This is a genomic window from Tabrizicola fusiformis, from assembly GCF_013328815.1.
Lineage (GTDB): Bacteria > Pseudomonadota > Alphaproteobacteria > Rhodobacterales > Rhodobacteraceae > Fuscibacter.
Window position 1 is genome coordinate 295,119 of the sequence record NZ_JABUHN010000005.1, and the last position, 26,585, is coordinate 321,703.

General features: G+C 65.8%; 29 protein-coding genes, 2 tRNA genes and 1 riboswitch. Of the genes, 18 read left to right on the forward strand and 13 right to left on the reverse strand.

Annotated features, from left to right (window positions below):
- Positions 1–7: 7 nt before the first annotated feature.
- Positions 8–358 (forward strand): hypothetical protein, encoded by a 351-nt coding sequence (locus HS053_RS10395; protein WP_174211169.1) that lies wholly within the window; start codon positions 8–10, stop codon positions 356–358.
- Between the two features lie 81 nt (positions 359–439).
- Here the strand turns inward: HS053_RS10395 and HS053_RS10400 are convergent, their stop codons facing one another.
- A complete protein-coding gene (locus HS053_RS10400) occupies positions 440–643 on the reverse strand; it encodes a DUF1127 domain-containing protein (RefSeq protein WP_174211170.1) in 204 nt (67 codons plus the stop codon).
- Between the two features lie 322 nt (positions 644–965).
- On the opposite strand from HS053_RS10400, the gene ruvC reads away from it, so the two are divergent.
- Genes ruvC through ruvB form a run of 3 tightly spaced genes read left to right on the forward strand, consistent with a single transcriptional unit; the run spans position 966 to position 3,175 of the window.
- Positions 966–1,478: a crossover junction endodeoxyribonuclease RuvC gene (ruvC, locus tag HS053_RS10405; protein ID WP_174211171.1), complete on the forward strand. Its 513-nt coding sequence runs from the start codon at positions 966–968 to the stop codon at positions 1,476–1,478.
- The gene (ruvA, locus tag HS053_RS10410) at positions 1,475–2,146 is read left to right on the forward strand and encodes a Holliday junction branch migration protein RuvA (protein WP_174211172.1); all 672 of its coding nucleotides are present in this window, start codon (positions 1,475–1,477) and stop codon (positions 2,144–2,146) included. The genes ruvC and ruvA overlap by 4 nt, the downstream gene beginning before the upstream one ends.
- Before the next feature lie 3 nt (positions 2,147–2,149).
- Positions 2,150–3,175 carry a Holliday junction branch migration DNA helicase RuvB gene (gene ruvB, locus HS053_RS10415; protein ID WP_174211173.1) on the forward strand — a complete coding sequence of 342 codons (1,026 nt, stop codon included), beginning with the start codon at positions 2,150–2,152 and terminating at the stop codon, positions 3,173–3,175.
- 40 nt (positions 3,176–3,215) lie between these two features.
- Here the strand turns inward: ruvB and HS053_RS10420 are convergent, their stop codons facing one another.
- On the reverse strand, positions 3,216–3,647 hold the full coding sequence (locus tag HS053_RS10420) for an Lrp/AsnC family transcriptional regulator (protein ID WP_174211174.1): 432 nt from the start codon (positions 3,645–3,647) through the stop codon (positions 3,216–3,218).
- Positions 3,648–3,861: 214 nt separating this feature from the next.
- On the opposite strand from HS053_RS10420, the gene HS053_RS10425 reads away from it, so the two are divergent.
- The 3 genes from HS053_RS10425 to aguB all read left to right on the forward strand — a co-directional run bounded on the left by HS053_RS10425 (position 3,862) and on the right by aguB (position 7,195).
- On the forward strand, positions 3,862–5,007 hold the full coding sequence (locus HS053_RS10425; protein WP_174211175.1) for a type III PLP-dependent enzyme: 1,146 nt from the start codon (positions 3,862–3,864) through the stop codon (positions 5,005–5,007).
- A 94-nt stretch (positions 5,008–5,101) separates the two neighbouring features.
- Positions 5,102–6,181: a DUF2235 domain-containing protein gene (locus tag HS053_RS10430; protein WP_174211176.1), complete on the forward strand. Its 1,080-nt coding sequence runs from the start codon at positions 5,102–5,104 to the stop codon at positions 6,179–6,181.
- A 141-nt stretch (positions 6,182–6,322) separates the two neighbouring features.
- Entirely contained in the window at positions 6,323–7,195 is an 873-nt protein-coding gene (gene aguB / locus HS053_RS10435; RefSeq protein WP_174211177.1) for an N-carbamoylputrescine amidase, read from the forward strand.
- Here aguB and HS053_RS10440 read toward each other — a convergent pair.
- The 3 genes from HS053_RS10440 to HS053_RS22595 form a co-directional block, all read right to left on the reverse strand.
- On the reverse strand, positions 7,192–9,504 hold the full coding sequence (locus HS053_RS10440; RefSeq protein WP_174211178.1) for a Tex family protein: 2,313 nt from the start codon (positions 9,502–9,504) through the stop codon (positions 7,192–7,194). The genes aguB and HS053_RS10440 overlap by 4 nt on opposite strands.
- Positions 9,505–9,590: 86 nt before the next feature.
- Positions 9,591–9,667: transfer RNA gene (locus HS053_RS10445), tRNA-His, on the reverse strand.
- A gap of 55 nt (positions 9,668–9,722) precedes the next feature.
- Positions 9,723–10,637: a GNAT family N-acetyltransferase gene (locus tag HS053_RS22595; RefSeq protein ID WP_174211179.1), complete on the reverse strand. Its 915-nt coding sequence runs from the start codon at positions 10,635–10,637 to the stop codon at positions 9,723–9,725.
- Between the two features lie 100 nt (positions 10,638–10,737).
- Between HS053_RS22595 and HS053_RS10455 the strand changes: the two genes are divergently transcribed.
- A complete protein-coding gene (locus tag HS053_RS10455; RefSeq protein WP_174211180.1) occupies positions 10,738–10,962 on the forward strand; it encodes a DUF6324 family protein in 225 nt (74 codons plus the stop codon).
- Positions 10,963–10,975: 13 nt separating this feature from the next.
- Here the strand turns inward: HS053_RS10455 and HS053_RS10460 are convergent, their stop codons facing one another.
- From HS053_RS10460 to HS053_RS10495, 8 genes are all read right to left on the reverse strand, one after another.
- Positions 10,976–11,455 (reverse strand): MmcB family DNA repair protein, encoded by a 480-nt coding sequence (locus HS053_RS10460; protein WP_174211181.1) that lies wholly within the window; start codon positions 11,453–11,455, stop codon positions 10,976–10,978.
- Positions 11,456–11,735: 280 nt separating this feature from the next.
- Positions 11,736–12,572, reverse strand: coding sequence for a DUF481 domain-containing protein (locus HS053_RS10465; protein WP_174211182.1), 837 nt, complete (start codon positions 12,570–12,572; stop codon positions 11,736–11,738).
- A 244-nt stretch (positions 12,573–12,816) separates the two neighbouring features.
- Positions 12,817–13,122: a hypothetical protein gene (locus HS053_RS10470; protein WP_174211183.1), complete on the reverse strand. Its 306-nt coding sequence runs from the start codon at positions 13,120–13,122 to the stop codon at positions 12,817–12,819.
- A 66-nt stretch (positions 13,123–13,188) separates the two neighbouring features.
- Positions 13,189–13,578 (reverse strand): META domain-containing protein, encoded by a 390-nt coding sequence (locus tag HS053_RS10475; RefSeq protein ID WP_174211184.1) that lies wholly within the window; start codon positions 13,576–13,578, stop codon positions 13,189–13,191.
- A gap of 75 nt (positions 13,579–13,653) precedes the next feature.
- A complete protein-coding gene (gene nusB, locus HS053_RS10480) occupies positions 13,654–14,133 on the reverse strand; it encodes a transcription antitermination factor NusB (RefSeq protein ID WP_241699813.1) in 480 nt (159 codons plus the stop codon).
- Positions 14,130–14,630 (reverse strand): 6,7-dimethyl-8-ribityllumazine synthase, encoded by a 501-nt coding sequence (locus HS053_RS10485; protein ID WP_174211185.1) that lies wholly within the window; start codon positions 14,628–14,630, stop codon positions 14,130–14,132. Before HS053_RS10485 ends, nusB begins: the two co-directional genes overlap by 4 nt.
- A 4-nt stretch (positions 14,631–14,634) precedes the next feature.
- On the reverse strand, positions 14,635–15,735 hold the full coding sequence (gene ribB / locus HS053_RS10490; protein ID WP_174211186.1) for a 3,4-dihydroxy-2-butanone-4-phosphate synthase: 1,101 nt from the start codon (positions 15,733–15,735) through the stop codon (positions 14,635–14,637).
- Positions 15,736–15,892: 157 nt separating this feature from the next.
- Positions 15,893–16,303, reverse strand: coding sequence for a metallopeptidase family protein (locus HS053_RS10495; protein ID WP_174211187.1), 411 nt, complete (start codon positions 16,301–16,303; stop codon positions 15,893–15,895).
- A gap of 263 nt (positions 16,304–16,566) precedes the next feature.
- On the opposite strand from HS053_RS10495, the gene gltX reads away from it, so the two are divergent.
- From gltX to HS053_RS10545, 10 genes are all read left to right on the forward strand, one after another.
- Positions 16,567–17,892 carry a glutamate--tRNA ligase gene (gene gltX / locus HS053_RS10500; protein ID WP_174211210.1) on the forward strand — a complete coding sequence of 442 codons (1,326 nt, stop codon included), beginning with the start codon at positions 16,567–16,569 and terminating at the stop codon, positions 17,890–17,892.
- A gap of 85 nt (positions 17,893–17,977) precedes the next feature.
- Positions 17,978–19,318, forward strand: a complete 1,341-nt coding sequence (locus HS053_RS10505) for an MATE family efflux transporter (RefSeq protein ID WP_174211188.1) — start codon at positions 17,978–17,980, stop codon at positions 19,316–19,318.
- Between the two features lie 59 nt (positions 19,319–19,377).
- Positions 19,378–19,467, forward strand: a riboswitch (glycine riboswitch).
- 150 nt (positions 19,468–19,617) lie between these two features.
- Positions 19,618–20,736 carry a glycine cleavage system aminomethyltransferase GcvT gene (gcvT, locus tag HS053_RS10510; RefSeq protein ID WP_174211189.1) on the forward strand — a complete coding sequence of 373 codons (1,119 nt, stop codon included), beginning with the start codon at positions 19,618–19,620 and terminating at the stop codon, positions 20,734–20,736.
- 10 nt (positions 20,737–20,746) lie between these two features.
- Entirely contained in the window at positions 20,747–21,106 is a 360-nt protein-coding gene (gene gcvH / locus HS053_RS10515; RefSeq protein WP_174211190.1) for a glycine cleavage system protein GcvH, read from the forward strand.
- Between the two features lie 124 nt (positions 21,107–21,230).
- Complete coding sequence (gene gcvP, locus HS053_RS10520; RefSeq protein ID WP_174211191.1) at positions 21,231–24,071, forward strand: aminomethyl-transferring glycine dehydrogenase; 2,841 nt, start codon at positions 21,231–21,233, stop codon at positions 24,069–24,071.
- 123 nt (positions 24,072–24,194) lie between these two features.
- Positions 24,195–24,905 carry an AzlC family ABC transporter permease gene (locus HS053_RS10525; protein ID WP_174211192.1) on the forward strand — a complete coding sequence of 237 codons (711 nt, stop codon included), beginning with the start codon at positions 24,195–24,197 and terminating at the stop codon, positions 24,903–24,905.
- A complete protein-coding gene (locus HS053_RS10530) occupies positions 24,895–25,221 on the forward strand; it encodes an AzlD domain-containing protein (RefSeq protein ID WP_174211193.1) in 327 nt (108 codons plus the stop codon). The genes HS053_RS10525 and HS053_RS10530 overlap by 11 nt, the downstream gene beginning before the upstream one ends.
- 34 nt (positions 25,222–25,255) lie before the next feature.
- Positions 25,256–25,573: a DUF3775 domain-containing protein gene (locus HS053_RS10535; protein ID WP_174211194.1), complete on the forward strand. Its 318-nt coding sequence runs from the start codon at positions 25,256–25,258 to the stop codon at positions 25,571–25,573.
- Between the two features lie 59 nt (positions 25,574–25,632).
- Positions 25,633–26,076: a thioredoxin TrxC gene (gene trxC, locus HS053_RS10540; protein WP_174211195.1), complete on the forward strand. Its 444-nt coding sequence runs from the start codon at positions 25,633–25,635 to the stop codon at positions 26,074–26,076.
- Positions 26,077–26,161: 85 nt separating this feature from the next.
- Positions 26,162–26,237: transfer RNA gene (locus tag HS053_RS10545), tRNA-Ala, on the forward strand.
- Positions 26,238–26,585: the final 348 nt, after the last annotated feature.

Here is a 26,585-nt window from a genome sequence, read left to right on the forward strand (position 1 = left end):
TTCAGGTATGGCCGATCCGAATCTTGTCGATTTCTATGACCGCGTGTCGCGCTTTGAACGGGCCCGGGCGCATGGTTGGGCGCATCAGACCGGCGGTATGCCGGAACCGCGCCGCATCCGGGGCACACGCCGCCGCCGTTCCTTCCTGATGCCGCTGCTGCTGGTCGCCTTTGCCATCTTTGCGATGAAGGGGGCGATCCTGTATTCCGTCGGCGCCTCGGCCTATCAGGACCGTGTGGCGCGGCTTGAGGCGGGCGAGGGGTTTGACCGGCTGGGTGCATGGATGATGCAGGCCGATCCGCTGACCCAGTTCATGGCGGGGCAGATTGCCCATGCCATGCTGCAAATCCAGAAATGACCCCGGAAATGCAAAAGGCCGGCGTTCTTGCGAACGACGGCCCAGCATCTTGAAGCCCTGATTGCGGGCTCGGCTTCGGCCTCAGCGGCCGATCAGCTCGATGTCGCCCCGGCACAGGCCGATGTCTTCCAGCTCACGGTCTGACAGCTTGGTGAGCGCCTTGCGCGTCACACGGGCGTCGTTCCAGGCAGAGAAGCGGGCGGTCACTTCGGTCAGCGACTGAACGAAGCGGAAGATCGAGATGGCGCCGAACGGCGCCGTGCGGGTCGTTTCATAGGCGGCCATGGCGGTATCCTTTCACAAACTGCTCACGGGGGAGGCAGCTTCCCGCCTCCGATGACGGCTAAATAGTCATGCTGCGTATGCAAAGCAATGAGAGTGCGGACATGCCTGCAATGCGTGTCCTGCATGGCTTGTCGCCACATTTTCGCCATGTTTTTCAGGGTGGGTGCCCCGAACTGGCGGCCAATGTCGGGTTTCGGACCGCGATTGTCGCCTTTGCTGCATGTGCATAATGCCCGACCCGCACGGCGACAAGTCTGCAATTGATCTTGGCGGATGTTCTCTTTTCGTGCTAACCCTTGGAAAAGACCGAAAAGGGGCAGGCATGCGCGTTCTGGGGATTGACCCGGGCTTGCGGAATCTGGGTTGGGGGGTGATCGACGTGGCCGGCGCCCGCATCACCCATGTCGCCAATGGCATCTGCCATTCGGACGGCGCCGAGGGCAGCCTTGCCCAGCGGTTGCGCAGCCTGCACGCCCAACTGACCGAGGTTCTGCGGGCCTATGCGCCCGATGCCGCGGCGGTGGAGCATACCTTCGTCAACAAGGACGCAGTGGCCACGCTGAAATTGGGGCAGGCGCGCGGGATTGCCCTGCTGGTTCCGGCGCAGGCCGGGATCGAGGTGGGCGAATACGCCCCCAATGCGGTAAAGAAGACCGTGGTTGGCGTCGGCCATGCCGCCAAGGTGCAGGTGGACCATATGGTGCGGCTGCACCTGCCGGGGGTGGCCATTACCGGGCCGGACGCGGCAGATGCGCTGGCCGTGGCGATCTGCCATGCACATCATCTGCAAAGCTCGACCCGGTTGCAGGATGCGCTGCGGAGGGCGGCAGGATGATCGGCAAGATTTCCGGGCGGCTGGACTGGCGCGGCAGCGATCAGGTGCTGATCGACGTGCGCGGGGTGGGCTATATCGTGCATGTGTCCGAGCGCACGCTGGCTGGCCTGCCCGGCGTAGGCGAGGCGGTGTCGCTTTATACCGAACTGATGGTGCGCGAAGACCTGCTGCAACTCTTCGGCTTTCCCACCATGCTGGAGAAAGAGTGGCACAAACTCCTGACCACCGTGCAGGGCGTGGGCGCCAAGGCGGCCATGGCGATTCTTGGCACGCTGGGCGCCGAGGGCACCGCGCGCGCAATCACGCTGGGCGATGCCCGCGCCGTGCAGGCCGCGCCGGGGGTGGGGCCGAAACTGGCGCAACGGGTGATCCTTGAGCTGAAATCCAAGGCGCCGGGCGTCATGGCGATGGGCGTCAGCCTTGCCGCCACCGCCAGCGCCGAAGATGTGGTGATCGAGCCTGCGACGGCGGCGCCAAAGCGCGCCAAGGCGCCGCCTCCGCCGCCCCGCGCTGCCTTTACCGCCGACGCGCTCTCGGCGCTGATCAACCTTGGTTATTCGCAGGGTGACGCGGCGCAGGCCGTGGCCACCGTCGCCGGCGAAACGCCCGAGGCCGACACCGCCGCCCTGATCCGCGCCAGCCTGAAACTGCTGGCACCCCGGGGATAAGCCATGCAATCCGACCCGGCCCTGCGCCCCGACCGCCAGCCCGAAGACAATGACCGTGCGCTCCGCCCGCAGGGGCTGGACGAGTTCATCGGCCAGCACGAGGCGCGTGCCAATCTGCGCGTCTTCATCGAAAGCGCCAAGATGCGGGGCGAGGCGATGGACCACACGCTGTTCCACGGCCCGCCCGGTCTGGGCAAGACCACTCTGGCGCAGATCATGGCGCGCGAATTGGGGGTCGGCTTTCGCATGACCTCGGGGCCGGTTCTGGCCAAGCCGGGCGACCTTGCGGCGATCCTGACCAATCTCGAACCCCGCGATGTGCTGTTCATCGACGAGATTCACCGTCTGTCGCCGGTGGTGGAAGAGGTGTTGTATCCTGCGCTGGAAGATTTCGCGCTGGATCTGGTGATCGGCGAAGGCCCGGCGGCGCGGACCGTGCGGATTGACCTGCAACCCTTCACGCTGGTCGGTGCCACGACGCGGCTGGGCCTGCTGACCACGCCGCTGCGCGACCGTTTCGGCATTCCGACCCGGCTGCAATTCTATACCGAAGACGAACTGGACCTGATCGTGACCCGTGGCGCGCGGCTGCTGGGCATTGCCAGCGATCCCGACGGCACGCGCGAGATTGCCCGCCGCGCCCGGGGCACGCCGCGCATTGCCGGGCGTCTTCTGCGCCGGGTGGTCGATTTCGTCACGGTCGAGGGGGATGGCCGCCTGACGCGCGACATCGCCGACCGTGCGCTGACCCGGCTGGGGGTGGATCACCTTGGCCTCGATGGTGCGGACCGGCGCTATATGTTGCTCCTCGCCGAAAACTATGGCGGTGGGCCGGTGGGGGTGGAAACCCTCTCGGCCGCGCTGTCGGAAAGCCGCGATGCCATCGAAGAGGTGATCGAGCCTTACCTCTTGCAACAGGGTCTGATCCAGCGCACCCCGCGTGGCCGGATGCTCGCCGCGAAGGCATGGCGCCACCTTGGTCTCGATGCCCCACGCGCACCGGGGCAGAGCGATCTCTTCGACGGCTGATGTCTCGCGGTGGCGGGGCCGGGTGCCCGGCCCGCAAGGATCAGACGGCGCGGTCCAGCCGGGTGGAGAGGTGGATCAGGCTTTCCGAGCTTTTCACGCCGGTCATCGCGCCGATCTGATCCAGCACCGAATCAAGCACCTGGGTGTTCGGCGCCGCGATTTGCAGCAAAAGGTCGAAACGGCCTGAGGTGGTGAAGACCCGCTCAACCTCGGGCACCGATTTCAGCCGGGTCAGGATGGCGGCCTGGCTGCGCGGCTCGATTGTCAGCAGGACCGAGGCGCGCAACCGCCCCTGCCGTGCCGCCTCGCCCAGTTTCAGCGTGTATCCGGCGATGATGCCGCCGGTCTCCAGCCGCTCCAGCCGGGCCTGAATCGTCGAGCGGGCGACCTTCAAGCGGCGGGCCAGCGTGGCCACCGACATCCGTGCGTCGGCCCCCAGAAGGGTCAGAATGTTACGATCGAGGTCATCCATGCAATTTGTCCGGCGGTTTCGTCATTCTGACGGTGATTCACGCCAGATATATAGTTTTGTCCGGTGGGAATGTCACCCATATGCGGCATCCTCAGTTGCAGGAAAAGGGCGGCTCATACGCACCTGGCCTGGTTGGAAAAACCTCGCAGGTGCCCGGGCCCGTATCAGGCAACGGAAGGGGACTTGCATCTTGTTGGCAGAAAGGATCACGCCGATGGGACTGTCCAAAACGATCTGGACCAATCCGACCGAATTCCTCCGCAACCAGCAGCCGGAGAACCCGGTGCTGTTCTTTGCGCCTTCGGTCGTTCAGGCCATGGCGCGCCGTTTTCTTGACGGATTTCCGGGGCTGGTGACCTATGCGGTCAAGTCTAACCCGGGCGAAGAGATGGTGGAAAACCTCATCGCGGCAGGCGTGAAAGGGTTTGACTGCGCCTCGCCGTTCGAGATTGACCTGATCCGCCGTTTGGCCCCCGATGCGGCCATTCACTATAACAACCCGGTGCGTTCGCGGGCCGAGATCGCCCATGCCGTGGCGCGGGGCATCAAAAGCTATTCGGTTGATTCGGCTTCGGAACTGGCCAAGCTGATCGAGATGGTTCCGGCGGCGGGCACCGAGATTTCGGTGCGCTTCAAGCTGCCGGTGGCAGGGGCGGCCTATAACTTTGGCGCCAAGTTCGGTGCGACCGAGGAACTGGCGGTCGAACTCCTCAAGACCGTGGCGGCGGCGGGCTTTGTGCCGTCGATCACCTTCCATCCGGGCACGCAATGCACCGACCCGAACGCTTGGGCCAGCTATATCCGCGAGGCGGCGGTGATCGCGCGCCGCGCCGGGGTGAAGATTCGCCGGCTGAATGTTGGCGGCGGTTTCCCGAACCACCGGGCGACCGGCGTGGTGCCGCAGCTTGACGCCACGTTCGAGACCATCGGCCGTGTCGCGCGTGAGGCGTTCGGCGCCGATCTGCCGGAACTGGTCTGCGAGCCGGGCCGCGCACTTTGCGGCGACGCCTTCACTTTGGCGGCGCGGATCAAGGCGGTGCGCGACGATCTGCATGTCTTCCTGAACGACGGCCTTTACGGCAGCCTGTTCGAGCTGGGCCAGATCGGCATCATCGACCGGATCGAAGTGCTGGATCCGCAGGGCACGCGCCGCAGCGGCGCCGTGCATGGCCGCATCTGTTTTGGCCCGACCTGCGATTCGGTGGATCGGCTGCCGGGCGATGTGCCCTTCCCCGACGATATCGCCGAGGGCGATTTCGTGGTGGTCCACGGCATGGGCGCCTATTCGACGGTGACCAACAGCCGTTTCAACGGTTTTGGCGAGTTGCAACTGGTGACGGTGCTGTCGCTCAAGCTCTGAGCGCAGGGAATTAACCTTGCGTTCGGGCAAATTCGGCTAAACTCGGGGCAGGGCCCGCCGGTTGCGGCGGGCCTTTTGCCTGAACGGGGGCCGGATGACCATTCTGCAACGCCTGACGCGCTGGTGGCGCGGTGCGCCGGTTGTGGCGAGCGAGCCTGCCGCGCCGCCCGCGCCGGGGCGGGTGCGGGGTGTTGTCGATCATGTGATCATTCTGGACGGCACGCTGTCGTCGCTGGAGCCGGGGCAGGAAAGCAACGCCGGGCTGTTGTTCAAGCTGTTGCAGGAGAACCGCCCCGGCCAGCACCGCCGCCTGTATTACGAGCCGGGCCTGCAATGGGAGGGGTGGCGCCATGCCTCGGGCTTCCTGCAGGGGCGGGGGATCAGCCGGCAGATCAGCCGCGCCTATGGCTGGCTTGCCAGCCAGTATCGGGAGGGGGACCGGATTTTCCTTTTCGGCTATTCGCGGGGCGCCTATGCGGTGCGCTCGCTGGCGGGGGTGATCGACCGGATCGGCCTTTTGCGGCGCGAAGAGGCGACAGAGCGGGCGGTGCGGCAGGTCTGGCGGCATTACCGGCAGGCCCCGGCCTCGCCCGCCGCCCGCGCCTTTGCGACACGCTATTGCCACCGCCACGCGCCGATCGAGGTGGTGGGAGTCTGGGATACGGTCAAGGCGCTGGGCCTGCGGCTGCCGCTCCTCTGGATGCTGACCGAAAAGCGCACGGCCTTTCACAGCCCCTATCTCGGCCGCTCGATCCGTCATGGTTTTCACGCGCTGGCCCTGAACGAAACCCGTGCCGTGTTTGAACCCGTGATGTGGGTCAGCCCGCCGGACTGGACCGGCAACGTCGAACAGGTCTGGTTTCGCGGCGGCCATGCCGATGTGGGCGGGCAGGTGGGGCATTTTCCCGTCGCCCGACCGCTGGCCAATATCCCGCTGGTCTGGATGGTCGAGCGGGCCGAGGCGGCGGGGCTGGCGATGCCGCTCGATTGGGCAGCCCGGTTTCCCTGCGATGCTTCGGTGCCCATGGTGGGCACCACGCGGGGCTGGTCCAAGGTCTTCCTCTTGCGCCGCCCGCGGGCTGTGGGGCGCGATCCGTCTGAGGCGATCCATCCCAGCGCCATTGGCGTGCGGCCTTTCAGTTGGACGCCCTGGCCACTGACCAAATTGTTCTGAACATGCGCCGTTTGCGACAGCGGAAATGTCGGAGCGGGGGTTTCACACCCCCCGAGCCATTGGTTACTTGAACCAATGGCGTTACCAATGGCTCACCCCGTGGGATATTGGGGCCAAGATGAAAGCAGGGGGAGTCTTTCTATGCGTTCCGTCACAGTTGCGGCCACCCAGTTCGCCTGTTCCTGGGATTTGCCCAGCAATGCCGACCGGGCCGAGGCATTGGTGCGGCAGGCTGCGGGGCAGGGCGCCAATGTGGTGCTGGTGCAGGAGCTGTTCGCGGCGCCCTATTTCTGCATCGAGGAGCGGGCGGAGTATTTCGCCTTGGCCCAACCGATGGCAGGCCACCCCCTGATCGCGCGGTTTTCGGCACTGGCAAAGGAATTGGGCGTGGTGCTGCCCTGTTCCTATTTCGAGAGGGCCGGGCAGGCGCATTTCAACTCGGTTGCGATGATTGATGCCGACGGGCGGGTCTTGGGCAATTACCGCAAAAGCCATATTCCGCAGGGGCCGGGCTATGAGGAGAAATACTATTTCTCGCCCGGCGATACCGGCTATCGGGTCTGGGATACTGCCTTTGGCCGGATCGGGGTGGGTATCTGCTGGGATCAGTGGTTCCCCGAATGCGCGCGGTCGATGGCGCTGATGGGGGCAGAGATGCTGCTTTACCCCACCGCCATCGGATCGGAACCGCCCAGCCCCGGCTATGACAGCCAGCCACATTGGGAAATGACGATGCGGGGACATGCGGCGGCCAATATAATGCCGGTGGTGGCCGCGAACCGGGTGGGAACCGAGGTGGCGCCGGGCGGGACAGAGGTGACTTTCTACGGGTCAAGCTTCATCGCCGACCAGACCGGCGCGCTGATGGCCAAGGCCCCGCGCGGGGGGGAGGCGGTGTTGCTGCACCGCTTTGACCTTGCGGCGATTGCCGCCCTGCGCGCCAGTTGGGGCCTGTTCCGCGACCGCCGCCCCGAAACCTATGGGGCGGTGGCCACGCTGGATGGCGGGCTTTAGCGCCCGAACTTGCCTTTCAGCGCATCGCTGAAGGCATTGCCGCCCGATCCGCCCTGCGGTGCCGCGCTGGAGGGGCCGGGGCGGCCCTTGGCGGGCGGGCGGGGTGTGTCGCGTTCGCGGCTGGTCTCGCGCGCTTCGGCGGAAGAGGATTTCATCGTCAGCCCGATGCGCTTGCGCGGCACATCCACCTCGACCACCCGGACCTTGACCACATCGCCGGCCTTGACCACCTCATGCGGGTCACGGACGAATTTGTCGGCCAACTGGCTGACATGGACCAGCCCGTCCTGATGCACCCCGATATCGACGAAGGCGCCAAAGGCGGCCACGTTGGTAACCGTGCCTTCCAGCAGCATCCCCGGCTTCAGGTCTTTGATATCGTTCACGCCCTCGGTAAAGGTCGCCGTGCGGAAACTGGGGCGTGGGTCGCGGCCCGGCTTTTCCAGTTCGGCCAGAATGTCGCGCACCGTGGGCAGACCAAAGCGGTCATCGACAAAGGCGCGCGGGTCCACCTGTTTCAGCGCAGCACTGTCGCCCATCAGCGCGCGGATGTCGCGGCCACAGGCGGCCACGATCTTGCGCGCCACGTCATAAGCTTCCGGGTGGACCGAGGAGGCATCCAGCGGCTCTTTCCCGCCGCTGATCCGCAGGAAACCCGCCGCCTGCTCAAACGCTTTCGGCCCCAGCCGCGCCACTTTCAGCAGGTCGCGCCGGGTGGCGAAGGGGCCGTTGGCATCGCGGTGCGAAACGATGGCCTGCGCCAGCCCCGGACCCACGCCCGAAACCCGTGCCAGCAAGGGCGCCGAGGCGGTGTTGAGGTCCACCCCCACCGCGTTCACCGCATCCTCGACGACCGCTTCCAGACTGCGGCCAAGACGGGATTGGTCCACGTCATGCTGATACTGGCCGACACCGATCGACTTCGGCTCAATCTTGACCAGTTCGGCCAGCGGATCTTGCAGCCGGCGGGCAATCGACACCGCGCCGCGCAGCGACACGTCCAGATCGGGAAATTCCCGTGCGCCCAGCTCCGAAGCAGAATAGACCGAGGCGCCCGCCTCGCTGACGATCACCTTCACCGGCTTTTCGCTGCCGGGCAGCACGGCCAGCAGATCGGCCACCATCTTTTCGGTTTCCCGGCTGGCGGTGCCGTTGCCAATGGCAATCAGCTTGACGCCGTGGCGCGCGATCAGTTGTGCGATGGCCACCTGCGCGCCGCGCAGGTCGTTCTTGGGCTGGAACGGATAGACGGTTTCGGTGGCCAGCACCTTGCCCGTGGCATCCACCACCGCCACCTTGCAGCCGGTGCGAATGCCCGGGTCCAGCCCCATGGTGGCCTTGCCGCCGGCAGGTGCCGCCAGCAACAAATCCTTGAGGTTGCGGGCAAAGACGTTGATCGCTTCGGTCTCGGCCCGCTCGCGCAGCTCGCCCATCAGGTCCAGCGTCAGCGAGGTCTTTAGCTTGACCCGCCAGGCCCAGGCAGCCGCCTCGCGCAGCCAGGCATCGCCCGGCCCGCGCCCCGTGGCCGACATCATGGCACCGCAGGCCCGCTCGGCCGGGCTTTCGCCCTTGGCTGCATCCGGGTCCACCGCAAGGTCAAGCGTCAGGAAACCCTCATTCTGACCGCGCAGCATGGCCAGAACCCGGTGGCCGGGGGCGCTGGCCCAAGGCTCATTATGGTCGAAGTAATCCGAGAATTTGGCGCCTTCGGTCTCTTTGCCCGTCACGACCTTGGCCGCCAGCCGCCCGGCCTGTTTCATATGGCTGCGCAGGCGGCCCAACAGTTCGGCGCTTTCCGACAGGCTTTCGGCAATGATGTCGCGGGCGCCTTCCAGCGCGGCCTTGGTGTCGGGCACCGCCTCGGTCACATAGGCAGCGGCCAGCGCCTGCGGATCGGCGGCGCGGTCGGCGAGAATGGCCTCGGCCAAGGGGCCAAGGCCATTCTCGCGGGCGATCATCGCACGGGTGCGGCGCTTGGGCTTGTAGGGCAGATAGATGTCCTCGATCTCGGCCTTGGTGGCGGCCTGCATCAGCGACAGCGCGAGCGCATCCGTCATCTTGCCCTGCTCGGTGATCGAGGCGAGCACGGCGGCCCGCCGCGTCTCCATCTCGCGCAGATAGACCAGCCGTTCGGCCAGCGTGCGCAGTTGCGAATCGTCCAGTCCGCCGGTGACCTCTTTGCGATAACGGGCGATGAAGGGCACCGTGGCGCCGCCGTCCAAAAGCTCTATCGCGGCGGCAACCTGCCGGGCTTCGGCATTGATTTCGCGGGCGATCACAAGGGGAATGCGGCGGATGGCGTCGGTCATGCGAATCCTCGGGTCAAGGGGAGGGCGACCATAGCCGGATGTGCCCGGGTGGCAAGACCCGGCAGGAACGGCAGGTTTCGGGGGGATGGTACCGCCTCCCCGGCTCGAACGGGGGACCCCCAGATCCACAATCTGGTGCTCTAACCAACTGAGCTAAGGCGGCACTTGGGGGCCGTTTACCGTCGCGCGCCGGCGATTGCAAGCGCCAGTTTCGCGGCTCAGGGCAGGTCGCGCTGCCATGTCTGGTCGATCACCTCGCGGCCAAAGGCGCGCGCCGGAGACGAGGCGACAAGGGCGAATCCGTTGCGGGCGTAAAGCCTGCCTGCGGCCTGATGGCTTTCATGGGTCCAGAGCAGCATCTGGCGATAGCCGGCCGCCGTGGCAAAGCCAAGGCAGGCTTCGATCATGCGTTGGGCAAGGCCGGTGCCGCGTGCCTCCGGCTCGATCAGGAACAGCCGCAGCCGGGCAATCTGTGGGGCTTCTGGCCCCTCGGCCATGCAAAAGATGCTGCCCAGCATCCGCCCGCCGGGGCTTTGCGCGATCCAGCCACGCTCGCGGGTGGTGTCGTTGCGGGTCAGGAAGGCGGCAAGGATTTCGGCCACCAGCGCCTCGAAGCTTTGGTCATAGCCTTCATCGCGGGCATAAAGCGCGGCATGGCGGGCAATGACCTGTCCGGCATCGCCGGGCAGAAGACCGCGCAGCAGGGGCGGTTGTGGCGGCCTCAGCAGGTCTGACGCCTGATCCAGCACCCGGGCCAGCGCGGCAAGCCCGGCAGCGCCAAGCGGAGCCGTCGCCTCGGCAATGGCCGTGCGCGACGCAAGGCGCAGCACCTCAAGCTGCGCGCGGCCCGCTTCGGTCAGGTGCAGCGGACGTTGGCGCGAGTCGGCCTCATCCCGCGCACGCCGGATCCAGCCGCGCCGGGCAAAACCGGCGAGAATGCGGCTGGTCTGTCCCTCGTCCAGCCCAAGCCCCTGCGCCAATTCCCGCGCCTTGACCGGCCCCGCCCTGTCGAGGTCATGCAGCAGCCGTGCCTCGCTCAGGGCCAGACCGCTGCCCAGATAGCTCTTCGACAACAGGCCGAGCCGATGGGTGTAGGTTCGGCTGAAATTGCGGATCAGGTCGATGTCGTCCATGGCGGGGTGGTTCCGTCTGCAATACTTGATTTTGTCAAGTATTGCAGACTTGCAGGCAAAAGCGCAATCCACTACGCCAGTTGAGGCAAAGGAGACCGCCATGGGCATCGACAAGCAAAGCGACATCGCCGCCAATATCCAGATCGGCCCGACCGATCAGGGCATGGTGCGAATTTACATCGAGGCCGATGGCGGCATCGAGCTGCCGCTGGATTTCGACCCGGAAGAGGCCGAGGAAATCGCCGAAGAATTGCGCGCCGCCGCCGAGGCCGCCCGTGATATCGGCGCCGGTGGCAAGCCCAAGCCGAAACCCAAGCGCCGCTGACCGCCGCAGCCCGTCAGATATTGACCAGCGCCGCCACGCCGGGATCGCGCCAGCCCTGCAAGCGCAGCGCGGCGTGACGGGCGAATTTCTGCACCATCACCTTGCGCCGCGCCGGGGCCAGCGGCGTTTCGGGCGCCATCCGCACGATTTCGGCATCATAGGCATCGGCAAGGATCAGCCCGCTTTCCTGTGGCAGCAGGCCGGTCGGAAAATCGCCGTCCACCGCCCAGAAGAAGCGGTCGCACCATTCCAGATAGCCCTGCCACTTGCGGTCGGCGCGGAAATCGGCGGTGCCCGACTTGCACTCAATCACCCAGATTTCGCCCTTGGGCCCCAGCGCCATGACATCCACCCGCAATCCGGGGGCGGGCACCAGCTCTTCAACCGTCACGAAACCATGGCTCAACAGATGCCGGCAAACCCCCCGGGCCAGCCGCTGACCGGGCATGGCAGGCAGGGGATCGGGGGCAAGATCGGGCGGGCGCAGCGTCATGGCACAATGGTGAACCAAAAGTGAACATCGCGCAAGCCTTGCGGTGGTGCGGCGGTGCCCCTATCTTGGGCAGTGGCGGGTGCTGCTCTTCGCGTGTGAGGCAACTTTTCCAGTGGCCGATAAGCAAGCGAACGGGGGCTGGCTCTGGCAGGATCCTGGTCCTGCTACCTGGCGCCCACCTGAGACCTCTGGCTCTCGGGAAAACCCAGTCTCCACGGCCGCTGCGGGCCCGCCACCTTTCACCACAGGAAAAAGGGGCGGGTTTCCCCGCCCCCTTCCTTCAGAACCCCATGACCAGCGAAACGCCCAACTTGTTGTCCGAACGGATCGCCCGGCTGTCGTTGTATTCGGTCAGATAGCTGACCCGGGTCGAAAGCGTGTCGGTCATCCTGTAGTTCACGCCGATGTCATTGTTGATCCGCAGCGCCGAATCCGACTTCAGGATATCGGTGTCATTGGTCAGGAACACGGTCGGGCTGATGCCATAGAACAGCCGCGACGAGGCGATGGCGGCTGCCTCGGTGTCGCTGTCGCCGGTGCCGTCCTCAAGATAGCTGACGCCGACGCCGGCCTGCACGCGCCATGTCAGGTCGGGATTGTTGATCACGCGCCAGCCGGGGCCGACGCCGACGAAAGCATCGGTCTTGACCTGACCTGCCGTGCTGGCAAGGCCATCGGTTTCCACCCGGCCCAGCACGAAGGCATAGAACTGGTCGTTGAAGTAGTAATTCGCGTCATAGACCGCGAAAACGTCTTCCTTGGTCGAGGCGCCTGCCGATTCGGCATAGTCCAGCGCGACACCGATCGTCTGCACGAAAGCGCCGCTGGCATAGCGCAGCCGGGCCCCCACGCTCAACTCCTGCGAGTCGTTGTTGCCGGTTTTGCCGGAATAGCCAAGCGAAGCCGAGCCGGACAGGCCGGGGCGGAACTCGGGGTTGCCAAAGCGCGCGGCATCTTCCGAACGGGCCAGATCATCGGCGACCGCCTGATCAACGTCGTCGATCCGGTCGTTCAACGCCTGCGTGCCCGTCAGCGTGGTCTGCGCAAAGGCGGCGCTGCCGCCCGCCAGAGCAAGGGCCAGAGTGGAGGCGCCCAGAAGGCGAAGGGTCTTGGTCATGCCGTTTCCTTTCAAGTCACACACAGGAACATCCCGGCGGTTTTCATGCGCCGTGAGAGGGACTTGGGGGCGGAAAAGGGTCAGACAAGGTTTGCGCAAAAGGGGCGCGGCGCTGCGGCGGCATCTCGCCGGAAACGCCCGCATGGCCAAGCGAGTGCTTGCCGATCAAGGGCTTGGCAGGTGCTTTCGGGCCGGTTCTGACGTGGGGTCAGCCTGCGACTGTGCCCCGGATGCAAGACCGGGGTTAACGGGCGCTGCGGATGCGGACAGGCTGCAATTCACCCGGCCGGGTCACCGGCGCGCGGGTTCCGCCGCGCGGGCCGTCATCCGCCTCGGCCAGTTTCATCACCGCAATGGCGAATTGCACCCCGGCGAAAACCACGCCGTTGAAGACCCACAGCATTGCAGCCGCAACCAGCCCCATCGACGAACCGAAGATCAGCCCGCGCAACCCTGCGATATCAAGCCACAGCACCCCGCCCAGAAACACCGCCGCCAAGGCAAAGCCGATGGCGACAGAGCGGATGTAAAGCGCGACGAGTTTCGGCATGGCAACCTCCGGTTTGCACCAGCCTAGCACGGTGCCGGCGCAAGGAAAGCGCGCTGTTGCCGCAGCCTAGTCCAGCGGGCGGCGGAAGATCAGGCTGTGGCCCGCACCCGACAGATGCAACTCGCGCTCCGAATGGGTCAGCCGGTCCACGCCCTGCAGCAGGGTGAAATAGGCGTCTTCCTCGGCCATCGCATCGCAGGCCATGCGGGTTGATCCCATCGCCTCGGGCCGGAACTCGGGCAGGGTGCCGGTGAAGCCCGCGAAATAGCGATTGCAGGGCGCCCGGCCCGTCAGCCGCCCCTCGGCATCGACCGAAAGCGTCGCGGTGTAGCCAGCCGGCTGGCCGTCCACCTCGGCCAGCGTCCATTCCAGCGCGAGAACCGGCGGAATGGCCTGTTGCGCCTCTGCGGCGGCAGGGAGGCTCAGCAGAAGGGCAAGGGCGATAGGGCGGATCATGGCAGGCACTCCTTCACGGGGATGATGCCTGTTTGACGTGCCCGCGCAACCGATCCTTGGGCAATGGTGCAGAAATCAGCCCTTGAAGGCGTCGGGCCGCGCCTCACGCGCCATGTGGTCCAGCACGGCATTGACGAATTTCGGCTCTTTGCCATCAGGGAAAAAGGCTTTGGCCACATCGACATATTCGTTGATCGCCACTTTCGGCGGGGTGACCATATCCACCATCTCGGCACCCGCCGCGCGGAACAGCGCGCGCAGCACCGGGTCGATCCGGTCGATCGGCCATTTCGCCACCAGCGCGCGGTCGGTCATCTGGTCGATCTTGGCCTGCCAGTTGACCGCCTTTTCGATGATCTCGCGAAAATGGTCCACATCGCCTTCGGCCAGTTCGCCCGTGCCTTCGGCATCCTCATAGGTGGCGCCAAAGCGATGCACTTCAAACTCACGGCTGACGGCCCGGGCCGTCTGGCCCGAGACCTCCATCTGAAACAACGCCTGCACGGCATAGAACCGGGCGGCGGATTTCATCTGTTTCTTGTCAGGCCCGGTCATGCGCGAAACCCGATGCCCTTGGCGTCGCCCGCCCAGTTGCGCGACAGCGCAATCAGATGCAGCGCCGCCGCCGCCGCGCCGCCGCCTTTGTTCTGCCCGGCGGGATCGGCGCGGACCTCGGCCTGTGGGCGGTTTTCTACTGTCAGGATACCATTGCCGATACAGGCACCCTGCAGGCCCAGCAGGCTGATCGCGCGCGAACTGTCGTTGCAGACGGTATCGTAATGCGTCGTCTCGCCGCGGATGACGCAGCCAAGGGCGACATAGCCGTCATATTGCGCCAGCCGCTCGGCCAGCGCGATAGCGGTCGGCACTTCCAGCGCGCCCGGCACCTCGACCAGATCCACCTCGGCACCGCAGGCGGCAGCGGCGGCGCGGGCGCCGGCCACAAGATTGTCGGCGATGTCCTTGTAATAGGGCGCCACGACGATCAAGAGCTTCACCGGCTTGTCAAAGACCGGCAGCGGCAGGGTATAGTGTTGTTCGTGTCCGGCCATAGCCTTAGTCCTTGATCGCACGGGTGCCGCAGATCGACAGCCCATAAGCTTCGAGCCCGACAACGCGGGGGGCGGCGGAATTGGTGACAAGTGTGATCTTCGTCAGGCCCAGCGCCGACAGGATCTGCGCGCCCAGCCCGTATTGCCGCAGTGTCTGCGGCGAAGCTTCGCCTTCCTCTACCATCTTCATCGTCGTGTCGCGCAACAGAACCACCGCGCCGCGCCCTTCGGCGGCGATGATCCGCATGGCGCCCTGCAGGTCGCCGACATGGCCGCCACCGATGCCCAGCACGTCCTCCATCGGGTTCAGCGCATGGACACGCGCCAGAACCGGCGCATCGCCGCCAAGGTCGCCCTTGGTCAGCACAATATGCTCGGCCCCCTGCGTCTCATCGGCGAAGACCCGCATCAGCCAGTCGCCGCCATGGGTGGAATGCACCCGCTTGACCGCCCGTTCACGCACCAGATTGTCGTGACGGCGGCGATAGGCGATCAGGTCGCTGATGGTGCCGATCTTCAGCCCATGCTTCTGGGCAAAGCCGATCAGGTCGGGCAGGCGGGCCATGGTGCCGTCGTCATTCATGATCTCGCAGATCACGCCCGAGGGGTTCAGCCCGGCAAGGCGGCTGACATCCACCGCCGCTTCGGTATGGCCCGCGCGCACAAGAACGCCGCCATCGCGCGCGCGCAGCGGGAAGACGTGACCGGGGGTGGCAATATCGGCAGCGCCCTTGCTGGGGTCGATGGCCACCGAAACGGTGCGGGCGCGGTCAGCCGCCGAGATGCCGGTGGACACGCCTTCGCGCGCCTCGATCGACAGGGTGAAGGCGGTTTCGTGGCGAGACGAGTTTTTCGGGCTCATCAGCGGCAGGCCAAGCTGCTCGATCCGCGCGGCCGGCATCGCAAGGCAGATCAGGCCGCGGCCATGCGTCGCCATGAAGTTGATCGCCTGCGGCGTACACATCTGCGCCGGGATCACAAGGTCGCCCTCGTTCTCGCGGTCCTCGTGATCGACAAGAATGAACATCCGCCCGTTGCGGGCGTCTTCGATGATCTCTTCGACCGAAGAGATGGCATCGGAAAAATCGGTCTTGGTTCCGCTCATGGGTCTGGTCCCCCCGCAACTGGCTTCCCTGCCTCTAGCCTTCCCCGGGGCAAAACGCCAGAGGCGGCGCGGCCCGGAGGGGGCGCAAAGCCGCAGGTTCCCTGTGCGCCGGGTGGGGGCGGGGGCGGGAGGGGTCCGGGGTCTCCCAGAGATCACCTTATTCCCACCACGGATCAACCGCCGCGATGTCATCGTCGGACCAGCCAAAGTGATGCGCCAGTTCGTGGATCATCACATGCGTCACCAGTTCGGCAATTGAGACATCGCCCCGCTCGACCCACTCATCCAGGATCGGCTTGCGGAACAGCCAGATCATGTCGGGCTGGGTCGGCTGGTCGCCCACCGATTTTTCGGTCAGCGGCGTGCCTTCATACAGCCCGGTCAGGTCATAGGGGCTGTCCACCCCCATCGCCTCAAGAATGCCGTCCGGCGCGAAATCCTCGACCCGCAGCGCGACAAGGGTTGCGGCGGCGCGGAACGGCTCGGGCAGGGCGATCACCGCCTCGCGGGCAAGCTGCTCGATCATCAGAAGGTCGGGGGCAATGGCGGCGGGGGAGGGGCGTGTCATGGCGGCAGTCTATCCCTGCAACCGGGCGCTGGAAAGCCGCAAGCGGTTTTCCAGCGCCCGGGCGGCGGAGAGCGCGGATTTTGCGATGCCCTGTCGGGGGTGGTTCCTCGGCGCCGAAGATGGGTTCGCGGCAAGGGGTTCTTCTGCAGGATGGCGCTTGGGATGGGCAATCTGCCCATCCTGCAAGGCGGCCTGCCGTCCAACTGGACAATCCGCCCCCCTTGTGACAGGGAAGGGCGGTTCAAGGAGCCGCTCCCATGTCCCTGCCCACCGTCACCCGTTTCGCCCCCTCGCCGACCGGCTACATCCATGTCGGCAATCTGCGCACCGCGCTGATGAATTTCCTGATCGCCCGCAAGGCGGGGGGAACCTTCATCCTGAGGCTGGACGACACCGATCAGGAGCGGTCCAAACAGGAATATATCGACGGGCTTTTCGCCGATCTGGAATGGCTGGGCCTGCATTACGACCGGGTGGAGCAGCAGTCCAAACGGATGGACCGCTATGCCGAGGCGGCGGGTCAGTTGCGTGCGGCGGGGCGGTTCTATGAGTGCTTTGAAAGCCCGGTGGAACTGGACCTCAAGCGCAAGAAGCTGCTGAACATGGGCCGCCCGCCGGTCTATGACCGTGCTTCGCTGACCCTGACCGAAGATCAGAAGGCCGCCTACCGCGCCGAGGGGCGCGAGGGCTATTGGCGCTTCCGGCTTGACCTTGAGCGGATCGAATGGGCCGATGGCATCATCGGCGACATCTCGATCGACGCGGCTTCGGTGTCGGACCCGGTGCTGATCAAGGCCGACGGACAGGTGCTTTATACCTTCGCCTCGTCGGTGGATGACGTGGATATGGGTGTCACCCATATCGTGCGAGGTGCGGACCATGTGACCAACACCGCCACCCAAATCCAGATCATGAAGGCGCTGGGTGGCACGCCGCCGACCTTTGCCCACCATTCGCTGCTGACGGGGGCCAAGGGCGAGGAACTGTCCAAGCGGCTGGGCGTGCTGTCGCTGCGCGACCTGCGGGCGCGGGGGGTGGAGCCGATGGCGCTTCTGTCGCTGATGGCGCGCCTGGGCTCGTCAAAGCCGGTGGAGCTTGCCAGCTCGATGCAGGAGCTGATCGACGGGTTCGACGTGGGCAGTTTCGGCGCGGCGCCGACCAAGTTCGATGCCGAAGACCTGTTCCCGCTGACGCGAAGCCATGTGCAGGGCCTGCCCTTTGCCACCGTGCAGGCGCGGATTGCGGCGCTGGGCGTGCCCGCCGACAAGGCCGAAGCCTTCTGGGCCGTCGCCAAGGGCAACATCACCGTGCTGGCCGATCTGGAAGGCTGGTGGCATCTCTTCCGCGACGGCGCCGAGCCGCTGGTGGAAGAGTCCGACCGTGATTTCGTGCGGCAGGCTCTGACCCTGCTGCCCGCGCAGCCCTGGACCACGGCGACCTGGGGCGAATGGACCGGGGCCGTCAAGGCCGCGACGGGCCGTAAGGGCAAGGATCTGTTCATGCCGCTGCGCAAGGCGCTGACCGGGCGGGCGAACGGGCCGGAAATGGCCGATGTGCTGCCGCTGTTGCAGAAACTGCCGGTGATCTGACGGGCTGAGGCGCCCGGGGGGCCAGCCCCCCGGACCCCCGGAGTATTTCGAGAAGGGCAAATGCAGGGCGTTTGCGGGGGTTGGCATGGCTGAAGCGGTCCGGCAGGCAAAATTCGTCGAAGGCAATCTGTTGAAACATATCGCGGTGATGTCGCTGACATCCTCCGTGGGGTTGATGGCGATCTTTGCCGTCGATCTGATCAACATGGTCTATATCTCGTGGTTGCAGGATGCGGCCAAGTCGGCGGCGGTGGGCTATGCCGGGGCGGTGATGTTCTTTACCACCGCCTTCGGCATCGGCGTGGCGATTGCCGTTTCGGCGCTGGTGGCGCGCGAGATCGGGATGCGCAACCTTGCCGCCGCCCGGGCGCGGGCGACCAGCGGCATGGTGCTGGGCCTTGGTGTGGGCGTGGTGTTTTCGGCGGTGATCTGGCTTTTCGTGCCGCAGATCGCCGGCCTTCTGGGTGCCACGGGCGAGACACATACCCAGACGGTGATCTTCCTGCGCTGGTATACGCCGTCGCAGCCCCTGCTGATGGCGGGGATCATCGGCGGCGCGATCCTGCGCAGCCACGGCGATGCCCGGCGCTCGATGATGACAACGGTCTGGGGCGCGGTGGCGCTGGCGGCGCTGGACCCGGTCTTCATCCTCTGGGCCGATTGGGGGCTGGAGGGGGCGGCGCTGGCCGGGGGCGTTTCGCGTGTGGTCATCGCGGTTTTCGCCATCCTGCCGATCCTGCGCCACCATGGCGGGTTCGATCCGATCCGGCTTGACGAGTTGCGGGCCGATACGGCGGCACTGGCGGCGATTGCCGGGCCGGCCATCCTGACCCAGCTTGCAACCCCGGTGGGCCAAGCCATCGTCACGCGGATGGTGGCGGGTTATGGCGAGGGCGCGGTGGCCGGAATGGCGGTGGCCGGGCGGCTGACGCCGGTGGCCTTCGGCATCATCTTTGCCATGTCAGGGGCGCTGGGGCCGATCATCGGGCAGAATTATGGGGCGGGCCGGATCGACCGGGTGCGGCGGGCCTTTCTCGATTCGCTGATCTTTTCGGGGGCGGTGATCCTTGGCATGTCGCTGCTGCTGTTCATCTGCCGCGGCTGGATTGCCGATGTCTTCCACGCTCAGGGCATGATGCGCGATCTGATCTATCTGTTCTGTGGGCCACTCAGCCTTTTGTTTTTCTTCAACGGCGCGATCTTTTCGGCCAATGCCCTGTGCAACAATCTGGGCGCGCCGATGCAATCGACCGTGGTGAACTGGGGCCGCCATACCTTGGGCACCGTGCCGCCCGCGCTGTGGCTGGGGGCGATCTGGGGCGCGCAGGGCGTGCTGATCGGGCAGGCGCTGGGCGGGGTGATCTTCGGGCTTGTGGCGGTCTGGCTTGGGCTGCGGGTGGTGGGGCGCGTCGCCCGCGCCGCCTGATCCGTCGCATTCCGGCGTTTTTGCGCTTGCCAGCCGGGGCCATGCCGGGCTAGCTAAAGGCGTCAGGATCGGGAGAATCCGGCTTCGCGCCGGTGCCGAAGGAGCAACCGCCCCGGTAAACTCTCAGGCAAACGGACCGTTCTGGCAAAGAGACTCTGGAGAGTGGCGCCGATGCGCCCGCCGAAGGGATAACGATCTCAGGCGCCCGGAAGGGTAAAGACAGAGGGGGCATCGGGGGCAGGGATGGCCTGCCCGACGGTGCCGGTATGCGACCATTCCGGCGAGTTGGAGGAACGGCCTTGGCCGATGAGCTTCTGCGTCTGGGTCTGCATGACCTGCATGTTTCCCTTGGCGGCAAGATGGTGCCCTTCGCGGGCTATGAAATGCCGGTGCAATATCCTGCCGGGGTGATGAAAGAGCATCTGCACACCCGTGCCGCTGCCGGGCTGTTCGATGTCAGCCACATGGGGCAGGTCATCCTGCGGCCCAAGCCGGGGATGGAGGCGCTGGCCCTGGCACTTGAGGCGCTGATGCCGGTGGATGTGCTGGGTCTGGCGCCGGGGCGGCAGCGCTATGGGCTGCTGCTGACGCCTGCGGGAGGGATCATTGATGATCTGATGTTCGCCAACCGCGGGGATCACTTTCTCTTCGTGGTCAATGCCTCGCGCAAGGCGGTGGATATTGCCCATCTGACCGAAAAGCTGGCCGGCGCGGCCGAGGTGGTGCCGGTGACCGACCGCGCCCTTCTGGCATTGCAGGGGCCGCAGGCCGAGGCGGCGCTGGCGGCGCATGTGCCGGTGGCGGCGATGCGCTTCATGGATGTGGCGGTGCTGCCTTCGGCCTTTGGCGAATTGTGGATCAGCCGCTCGGGCTATACCGGCGAAGACGGGTTTGAGATTTCGGTGCCCGCCGCCAGGGCCGAGGCGCTGGCCCGGGCCCTCTTGGCCGATGAACGGGTGCTGCCCGTGGGGCTGGGCGCGCGTGACAGCCTGCGGCTGGAGGCGGGGCTTTGCCTGTATGGGCACGATATGGATGAAACCGTTGCCCCGGTCGAGGCCGGCCTTGGCTGGGCCATCCCCAAGCTGCGCCGCAGCGGCGGCGCCCGCGCGGCCGGTTTTCCGGGCTGGGAATCGGTTCTTGGGGATTTCGAGGGCCATCTGCACGAAACCATCGTCGGCCTGCGCCCCGAAGGCCGGGCGCCGATGCGCGAAGAGACCCACATCTATGACGGCGACCGTTTCGTCGGCAAGGTTACCTCCGGCGGCTTTGGCCCCTCTGTCGGTGCGCCGATTGCCATGGCGCGTCTCAAGGTCGATGTGACCGCGCCGGGCACGCAACTGACGGGCGAGGTGCGGGGCAAGCGCCTGCCGGTGACCGTGTGCAAGCTTCCCTTCCACCCCACCTCCTACAAACGCTGAGGCAGAGACGATGAAATACACCAAGGAACACGAATGGCTGCGCGTCGAGGGCGATCTGGTTGTCGTCGGCATCACCGAACATGCGGCCACGGCGCTGGGCGATGTGGTCTTTGTCGAACTGCCCGAGCCGGAAACCATGGTTTCGGCCGGCGATGAGGTCTGCGTGATCGAAAGCGTCAAGGCCGCGTCCGACATCCTCGCCCCGGTCGATGGCGAGATCGTCGCGGTGAACGAGGCGCTGGTCGATACCCCTGCACTGGTCAACGAAGACCCGCTGGGGGCCGCGTGGTTCTTCAAGATGAAGCTGGATGATCTGAGCGTCCTCGACGATCTGATGGATGAAGACGAATACAACGAGATGATCGGCTGACGTTGCGCGCCCGGAGTTTTTGAAAACTCCGGGCAATTTTCTTCGAAGAAAATTGCAAATTCCTTCGAAGGAATTTGTCGGGCGCCGGTGGCGCCCGGCTTTCCCGAAACCTGAGGGCAGGGCCATGACCTTTACGCCAACCGACTATAACCCTTACGATTTTGCCAATCGCCGCCACATCGGCCCTTCGCCCGCCGAGATGGACGAGATGCTCAAGGTGGTGGGGGTTGCTTCGCTGGGGGATCTGATCGCCCAGACCGTGCCGCAGTCGATCCGCCAGCCGATCCCGCTGGGCTGGGCGCCCCTGTCAGAGCATGAGCTTCTGGCGCGGATGCGGGCGGTGGCCGCGCGCAACAAGGTGATGACCAGCCTGATCGGGCAGGGCTATTACGGCACCGTGACCCCGCCCGCGATCCAGCGCAACATCCTGGAAAACCCGGCCTGGTATACCGCCTACACCCCCTATCAGCCGGAAATCGCGCAAGGCCGGCTTGAGGCGCTGTTGAACTATCAGACCATGGTGGCCGATCTGACCGGCCTGCCGGTGGCCAATGCCAGCCTGTTGGACGAGGCCACGGCGGCGGCGGAAGCCATGACCATGGCCGAGCGGGTGGCGAAGTCGAAAGCCAAGGCGTTCTTTGTCGATGAAAGCTGCCATCCGCAGACCATTGCCGTGATCAAGACCCGCGCCCTGCCTTTGGGCATCGAGGTGGTGGTGGGTGACCCGGCCAAGCTGAAGCCGGAAACCGTGTTTGCCGCGATCTTCCAGTATCCCGGCACCTGGGGCCATGTGCGCGACCTGACACCGTGGATCGAGGCGCTGCATGGTGCCAAGGCGGTTGCGGTGGTGGCGACCGACCTGCTGGCGCTGACCATGCTGAAAGAACCGGGCGAGATGGGCGCCGATATCGCGGTGGGTTCGGCGCAGCGTTTTGGCGTGCCCTTGGGCTATGGTGGCCCGCACGCGGCCTTCTTCGCCTGCAAGGATGAGCATAAACGCTCGATGCCCGGGCGGATCGTGGGGGTTTCCATCGACGCGAGGGGCAACAAGGCATATCGCCTTGCCCTGCAAACGCGTGAGCAGCATATCCGGCGCGAGAAAGCCACCAGCAACATCTGCACCGCGCAGGCGCTGCTGGCCGTGATGGCCTCGATGTATGCGGTGTTCCACGGGCCGAAGGGGCTGCGCGCGATTGCCGAACGGGTGCATTCCCTGACCGTGCGTCTGGCCAAGGCGTTGCGCGATGCGGGGGCCACCCTGCCGCCCAAGGCGTTCTTCGACACGATCACGGTCGAGGTGGGCGTGGGGCAGGCGGGCATTCTGGCGGCCGCCCGGCTGGAGGGGCTGAACTTCCGCAAGGTTGGCACCGATCATGTCGGCATCTCTCTGGACGAGACCAGCAATGAAGACGTGCTGCGCCGGGTGCTGCGCGCCTTTGGCATTTCCGAGGCGCCGCCGCCCAAGGCCGAAATCGGCTTTCCCGAAGCCATGTTGCGCAAGACCGACTATCTGACCCACCCGGTTTTCCACATGAACCGGGCGGAATCCGAGATGATGCGCTACATGCGCCGTCTGTCGGACCGTGACCTTGCGCTGGACCGGGCGATGATCCCGCTGGGCTCCTGCACGATGAAGCTGAATGCCGCGGCCGAAATGATGCCGATCACCTGGCCCGAGTTTGGCAGCCTGCATCCATTTGCGCCCGCCGATCAGGCGCTGGGTTACCGCGAGGCGATTGAAGACCTGCAGGCCAAGCTGTGTGAGATCACCGGCTATGATGCCTTCTCGATGCAGCCCAATTCGGGCGCGCAGGGGGAATATGCCGGGCTGTTGACGATTCAGGCTTGGCACCGGGGCCGGGGGGATCACAAGCGCACCGTTTGCCTGATCCCGGTTTCGGCCCATGGCACCAACCCGGCTTCGGCCCAGATGGTGGGCATGGAGGTGGTGGTGGTCAAGGCGGCGCCCAATGGCGACGTGGACCTTGACGATTTCCGCGCCAAGGCGGCGGCGGCGGGTGACCGGCTGGCGGCCTGCATGATCACCTATCCCAGCACCCATGGCGTGTTCGAAGAAACCGTGCGCGAGGTCTGCAAGATCACGCATGACCACGGCGGGCAGGTCTATATCGACGGCGCGAACATGAACGCGCTGGTCGGGCTGGTGAAGCCGGGCGAGATCGGCGGCGATGTCAGCCACCTCAACCTGCACAAGACCTTTGCCATTCCGCATGGCGGCGGCGGTCCCGGCATGGGGCCGATCGGCGTCAAGGCGCATCTGGCGCCCTTCCTGCCGGGCCATCCCGAGACGGGCGGCACCGAGGGGCCGGTTTCGGCGGCGCCCTATGGGTCGGCGTCGATCCTGCTCATCTCATGGGCCTATTGTCTGATGATGGGGGGCGAGGGGCTGACGCAGGCGACGCGGGTGGCGATCCTGAACGCCAACTACATCGCCAGCCGGTTGAAGGGGGCCTATCCGATCCTGTTCATGGGCAACAAGGGGCGGGTCGCGCATGAATGCATCCTTGACACCCGGCCCTTTGCCGAGGTGGGCGTGACGGTGGACGACATCGCCAAGCGGCTGATCGACAACGGTTTCCACGCCCCCACCATGAGCTGGCCGGTGGCCGGCACGCTGATGGTGGAACCCACCGAAAGCGAGACCAAGGCCGAGATCGACCGCTTCATCACCGCCCTTCTGGCCATCCGCGCCGAGATTGCGGCGGTTGAGGCCGGGGAGATCTCGGCCGAGGACAGCCCGCTGCGCCACGCGCCCCACACGGTCAACGATCTGGTTGCCGACTGGGACCGCAAATACAGCCGCGAGCAGGGCTGCTTCCCGCCCGGCGCCTTCCGGGTGGACAAATACTGGCCCCCCGTGGGCCGGGTGGACAATGTCTGGGGCGACCGCAACCTGACCTGCATCTGCCCGCCGGTGGAAAGCTATATGCAGGCGGCGGAATAGGGGGCCAAGGGGGCAGGGGGCGCTGCCCCCCTGCGCCTGCGGCGCATTCCCCCGGGGATATTTGAGGAGAGAGGATGGGGCGGGCTTGTTCCTGCCCCTTGCCTCTGGCAGCTTGCCGGTCCGATGAACGAATCCCGACCCTCGACCTTTGGTCATGGCCTTTTGGCTGCGCTGCCCATTGCGCTGGGCTATTTCCCCATCGCCTTCGCCTTTGGCGTTGCCGCCACCGGGCAGGGCCTGACGGCTGTCGAGGCGGTGGCGCTGTCGCTGATCATCTATGCCGGGGCGGCGCAGTTTCTGGCGCTGGCGCTGATCACGGGCGGGGCGCCTCTGGTGGTGGCGGCCTTCACTCTGATTGCGATGAACCTGCGCCACCTGCTTTATGGTCCGGCCCTGATGAAACGGGCCGGTCCCGGTGCCCGCCGCCGCCATGCCTGGGCCTGGGCCTTTGGCCTGACGGATGAGGTGTTCGGTGCCGCGCTGGGCCAACTGGCCCGGGGCCGCAGCTTTTCCGAACCCTTCATGTTCGGCCTTGGTCTGGGCGCCTATGCCGCTTGGGTTTCAGGCACGGCGCTGGGCGCATGGGCCGGGGGCGGGGCGCTGGCGGGCTATCCGGCCATCGAGGCGGGGCTTGGGTTTCTGCTGCCGGCGCTGTTTCTGGCGCTTTTGCTGTCGATCCTGACCCGGCTGCAATTGCCGGTGATCGCGGTGGCCGCGGTGGCGACGGTTGCCGTCACGCTCTTGTGGTCGGGCACGGCGGGCATTCTGGCCGGGATGGTGGCGGGGGCGCTGGCGGGGGTTGCGGGGCTTGGGGGGCGCGGCGATGCGCGCTGACCTCCTGATCCTTGCGCTGGTGGTCGGTGCCTGCACCTGGGCCTTCCGCTTCTTTCCGACCCGCGCCGATCTGTCGGCGCTGCCGGCGGGCGGCTGGCTGTCACGGTTTCTGGCCGCGACCGGCCCGGCGGCGATTGCCACGCTTTTCACCGCTTCGGCGCTGCCCCTGTTGCAAGGCGGGGCACCTCTGCAACTGGCGGCAGGCACGGCGACGGTGGTGGGGCTCTTCCTCGCAACCCGATCGGTCGTGGTGGCGACTTTGGCCGGTGGGCTGGTCTATGGGCTTGTCTTCGCCGCAATAAAGGTGATGGTATGACGCCTGCCAGCGGCCCACGGAACCGGAGGAAACCATGATCGAAATCGCCCCCGCCAGCGTGGTGCATGTCATCTTTCAGGCCCGCGAAGGCGATATGGCCGCGGCCGAACTGCGTGAATTCATCGCGGCGCTGAACGACGATGAAAAGGCGCATCTGACCGCCATTGCATGGGTCGGCCGCGGCGCCTTCGAGCCCGAGGATTATGCCGAGGCCGTCGCCACCGCCTTTGCCGAAGCAACCACCCCGACCGAGGATTACCTGACCGGAATGCCGCATCTGGCCGAGAACCTTGAAGCCGGGCTTGAGGCGCTTGGCATCGACGTGACGGGCGAGGAAGAGGATTTCCTGTAACCTCTTGCGGCAGTGCGTGTCGCCTCCCATCTATTCCATAACGGGAATATGAGGTTGTCATGGCGGACGCCATCAAGCTTTGCTGCACGACCTGCGGCCAGATGAACCGGATCGCGGCCGAACGTTTGCAGGCCGGGCCGAAATGCGGCGCCTGTGGCGAGCCGCTCGTGGGCGGGCGGGTGCTGGAACTGGACGCCCTCACGCATGACAAGGCGGTGCGCGGCGACGGGCTGCCGCTCTTGGTGGATTACTGGGCGCCGTGGTGTGGGCCCTGCCGGATGATGGCGCCGGAATTTGCCAAGGCGGCCAAGGCTCTGAGCCCCGCGGTTCGCCTGGCCAAGCTCAACACCGAGGATCAGCCGGAAATCGCCGCGCGTGCCCGTATTCAGGGCATCCCGGCGCTGATCCTGTATCGCAACGGGCGCGAGCTGGCCCGGCTTGCCGGTGCAAGGCCCGCCCGCGACATCGAAGCCTTCACGCGCGAGGCGCTGCGCGCGGGCTGACCTGCCCCGGACGTAAAGCCGCAGGAAAATCCCGCGGCATCGCTTGACATTCGCCGCCCTTTCGGCGAAATCACGCCTCGGTCGAGGGGCAGTAGCTCAGTTGGGAGAGCGCGTCGTTCGCAATGACGAGGTCAGGGGTTCGATCCCCCTCTGCTCCACCATTGACCAGTAAAGTCAAAGACTTAGAGTGATGATTCAGCAGGTGTGACACATGGGTGTGACACAGACATGCGGATCGAATCCTATCTTTCCAAATCTCGGCACGGCGTGTTCTACTTCCGCTGGCCGTTGCCCGATGTCACGGGCGAAAACCGCAGGGCTTCGTTGCGGCTGTCTTTGGGGGTCCGATGCCCGAAGCGGGCTGGTGAACTTTCCCGCCATCTTGCATCGTGCGGCGCAACGCTAAGGCGAAGTGGAGTTCTGATGCAGATGGGCTCTGTTGCACAAATCCCGTGAGGGATTCATCTCGTGAATCCAGCGTGGTAGCCGGCGTGCATGAGCAGACCCAT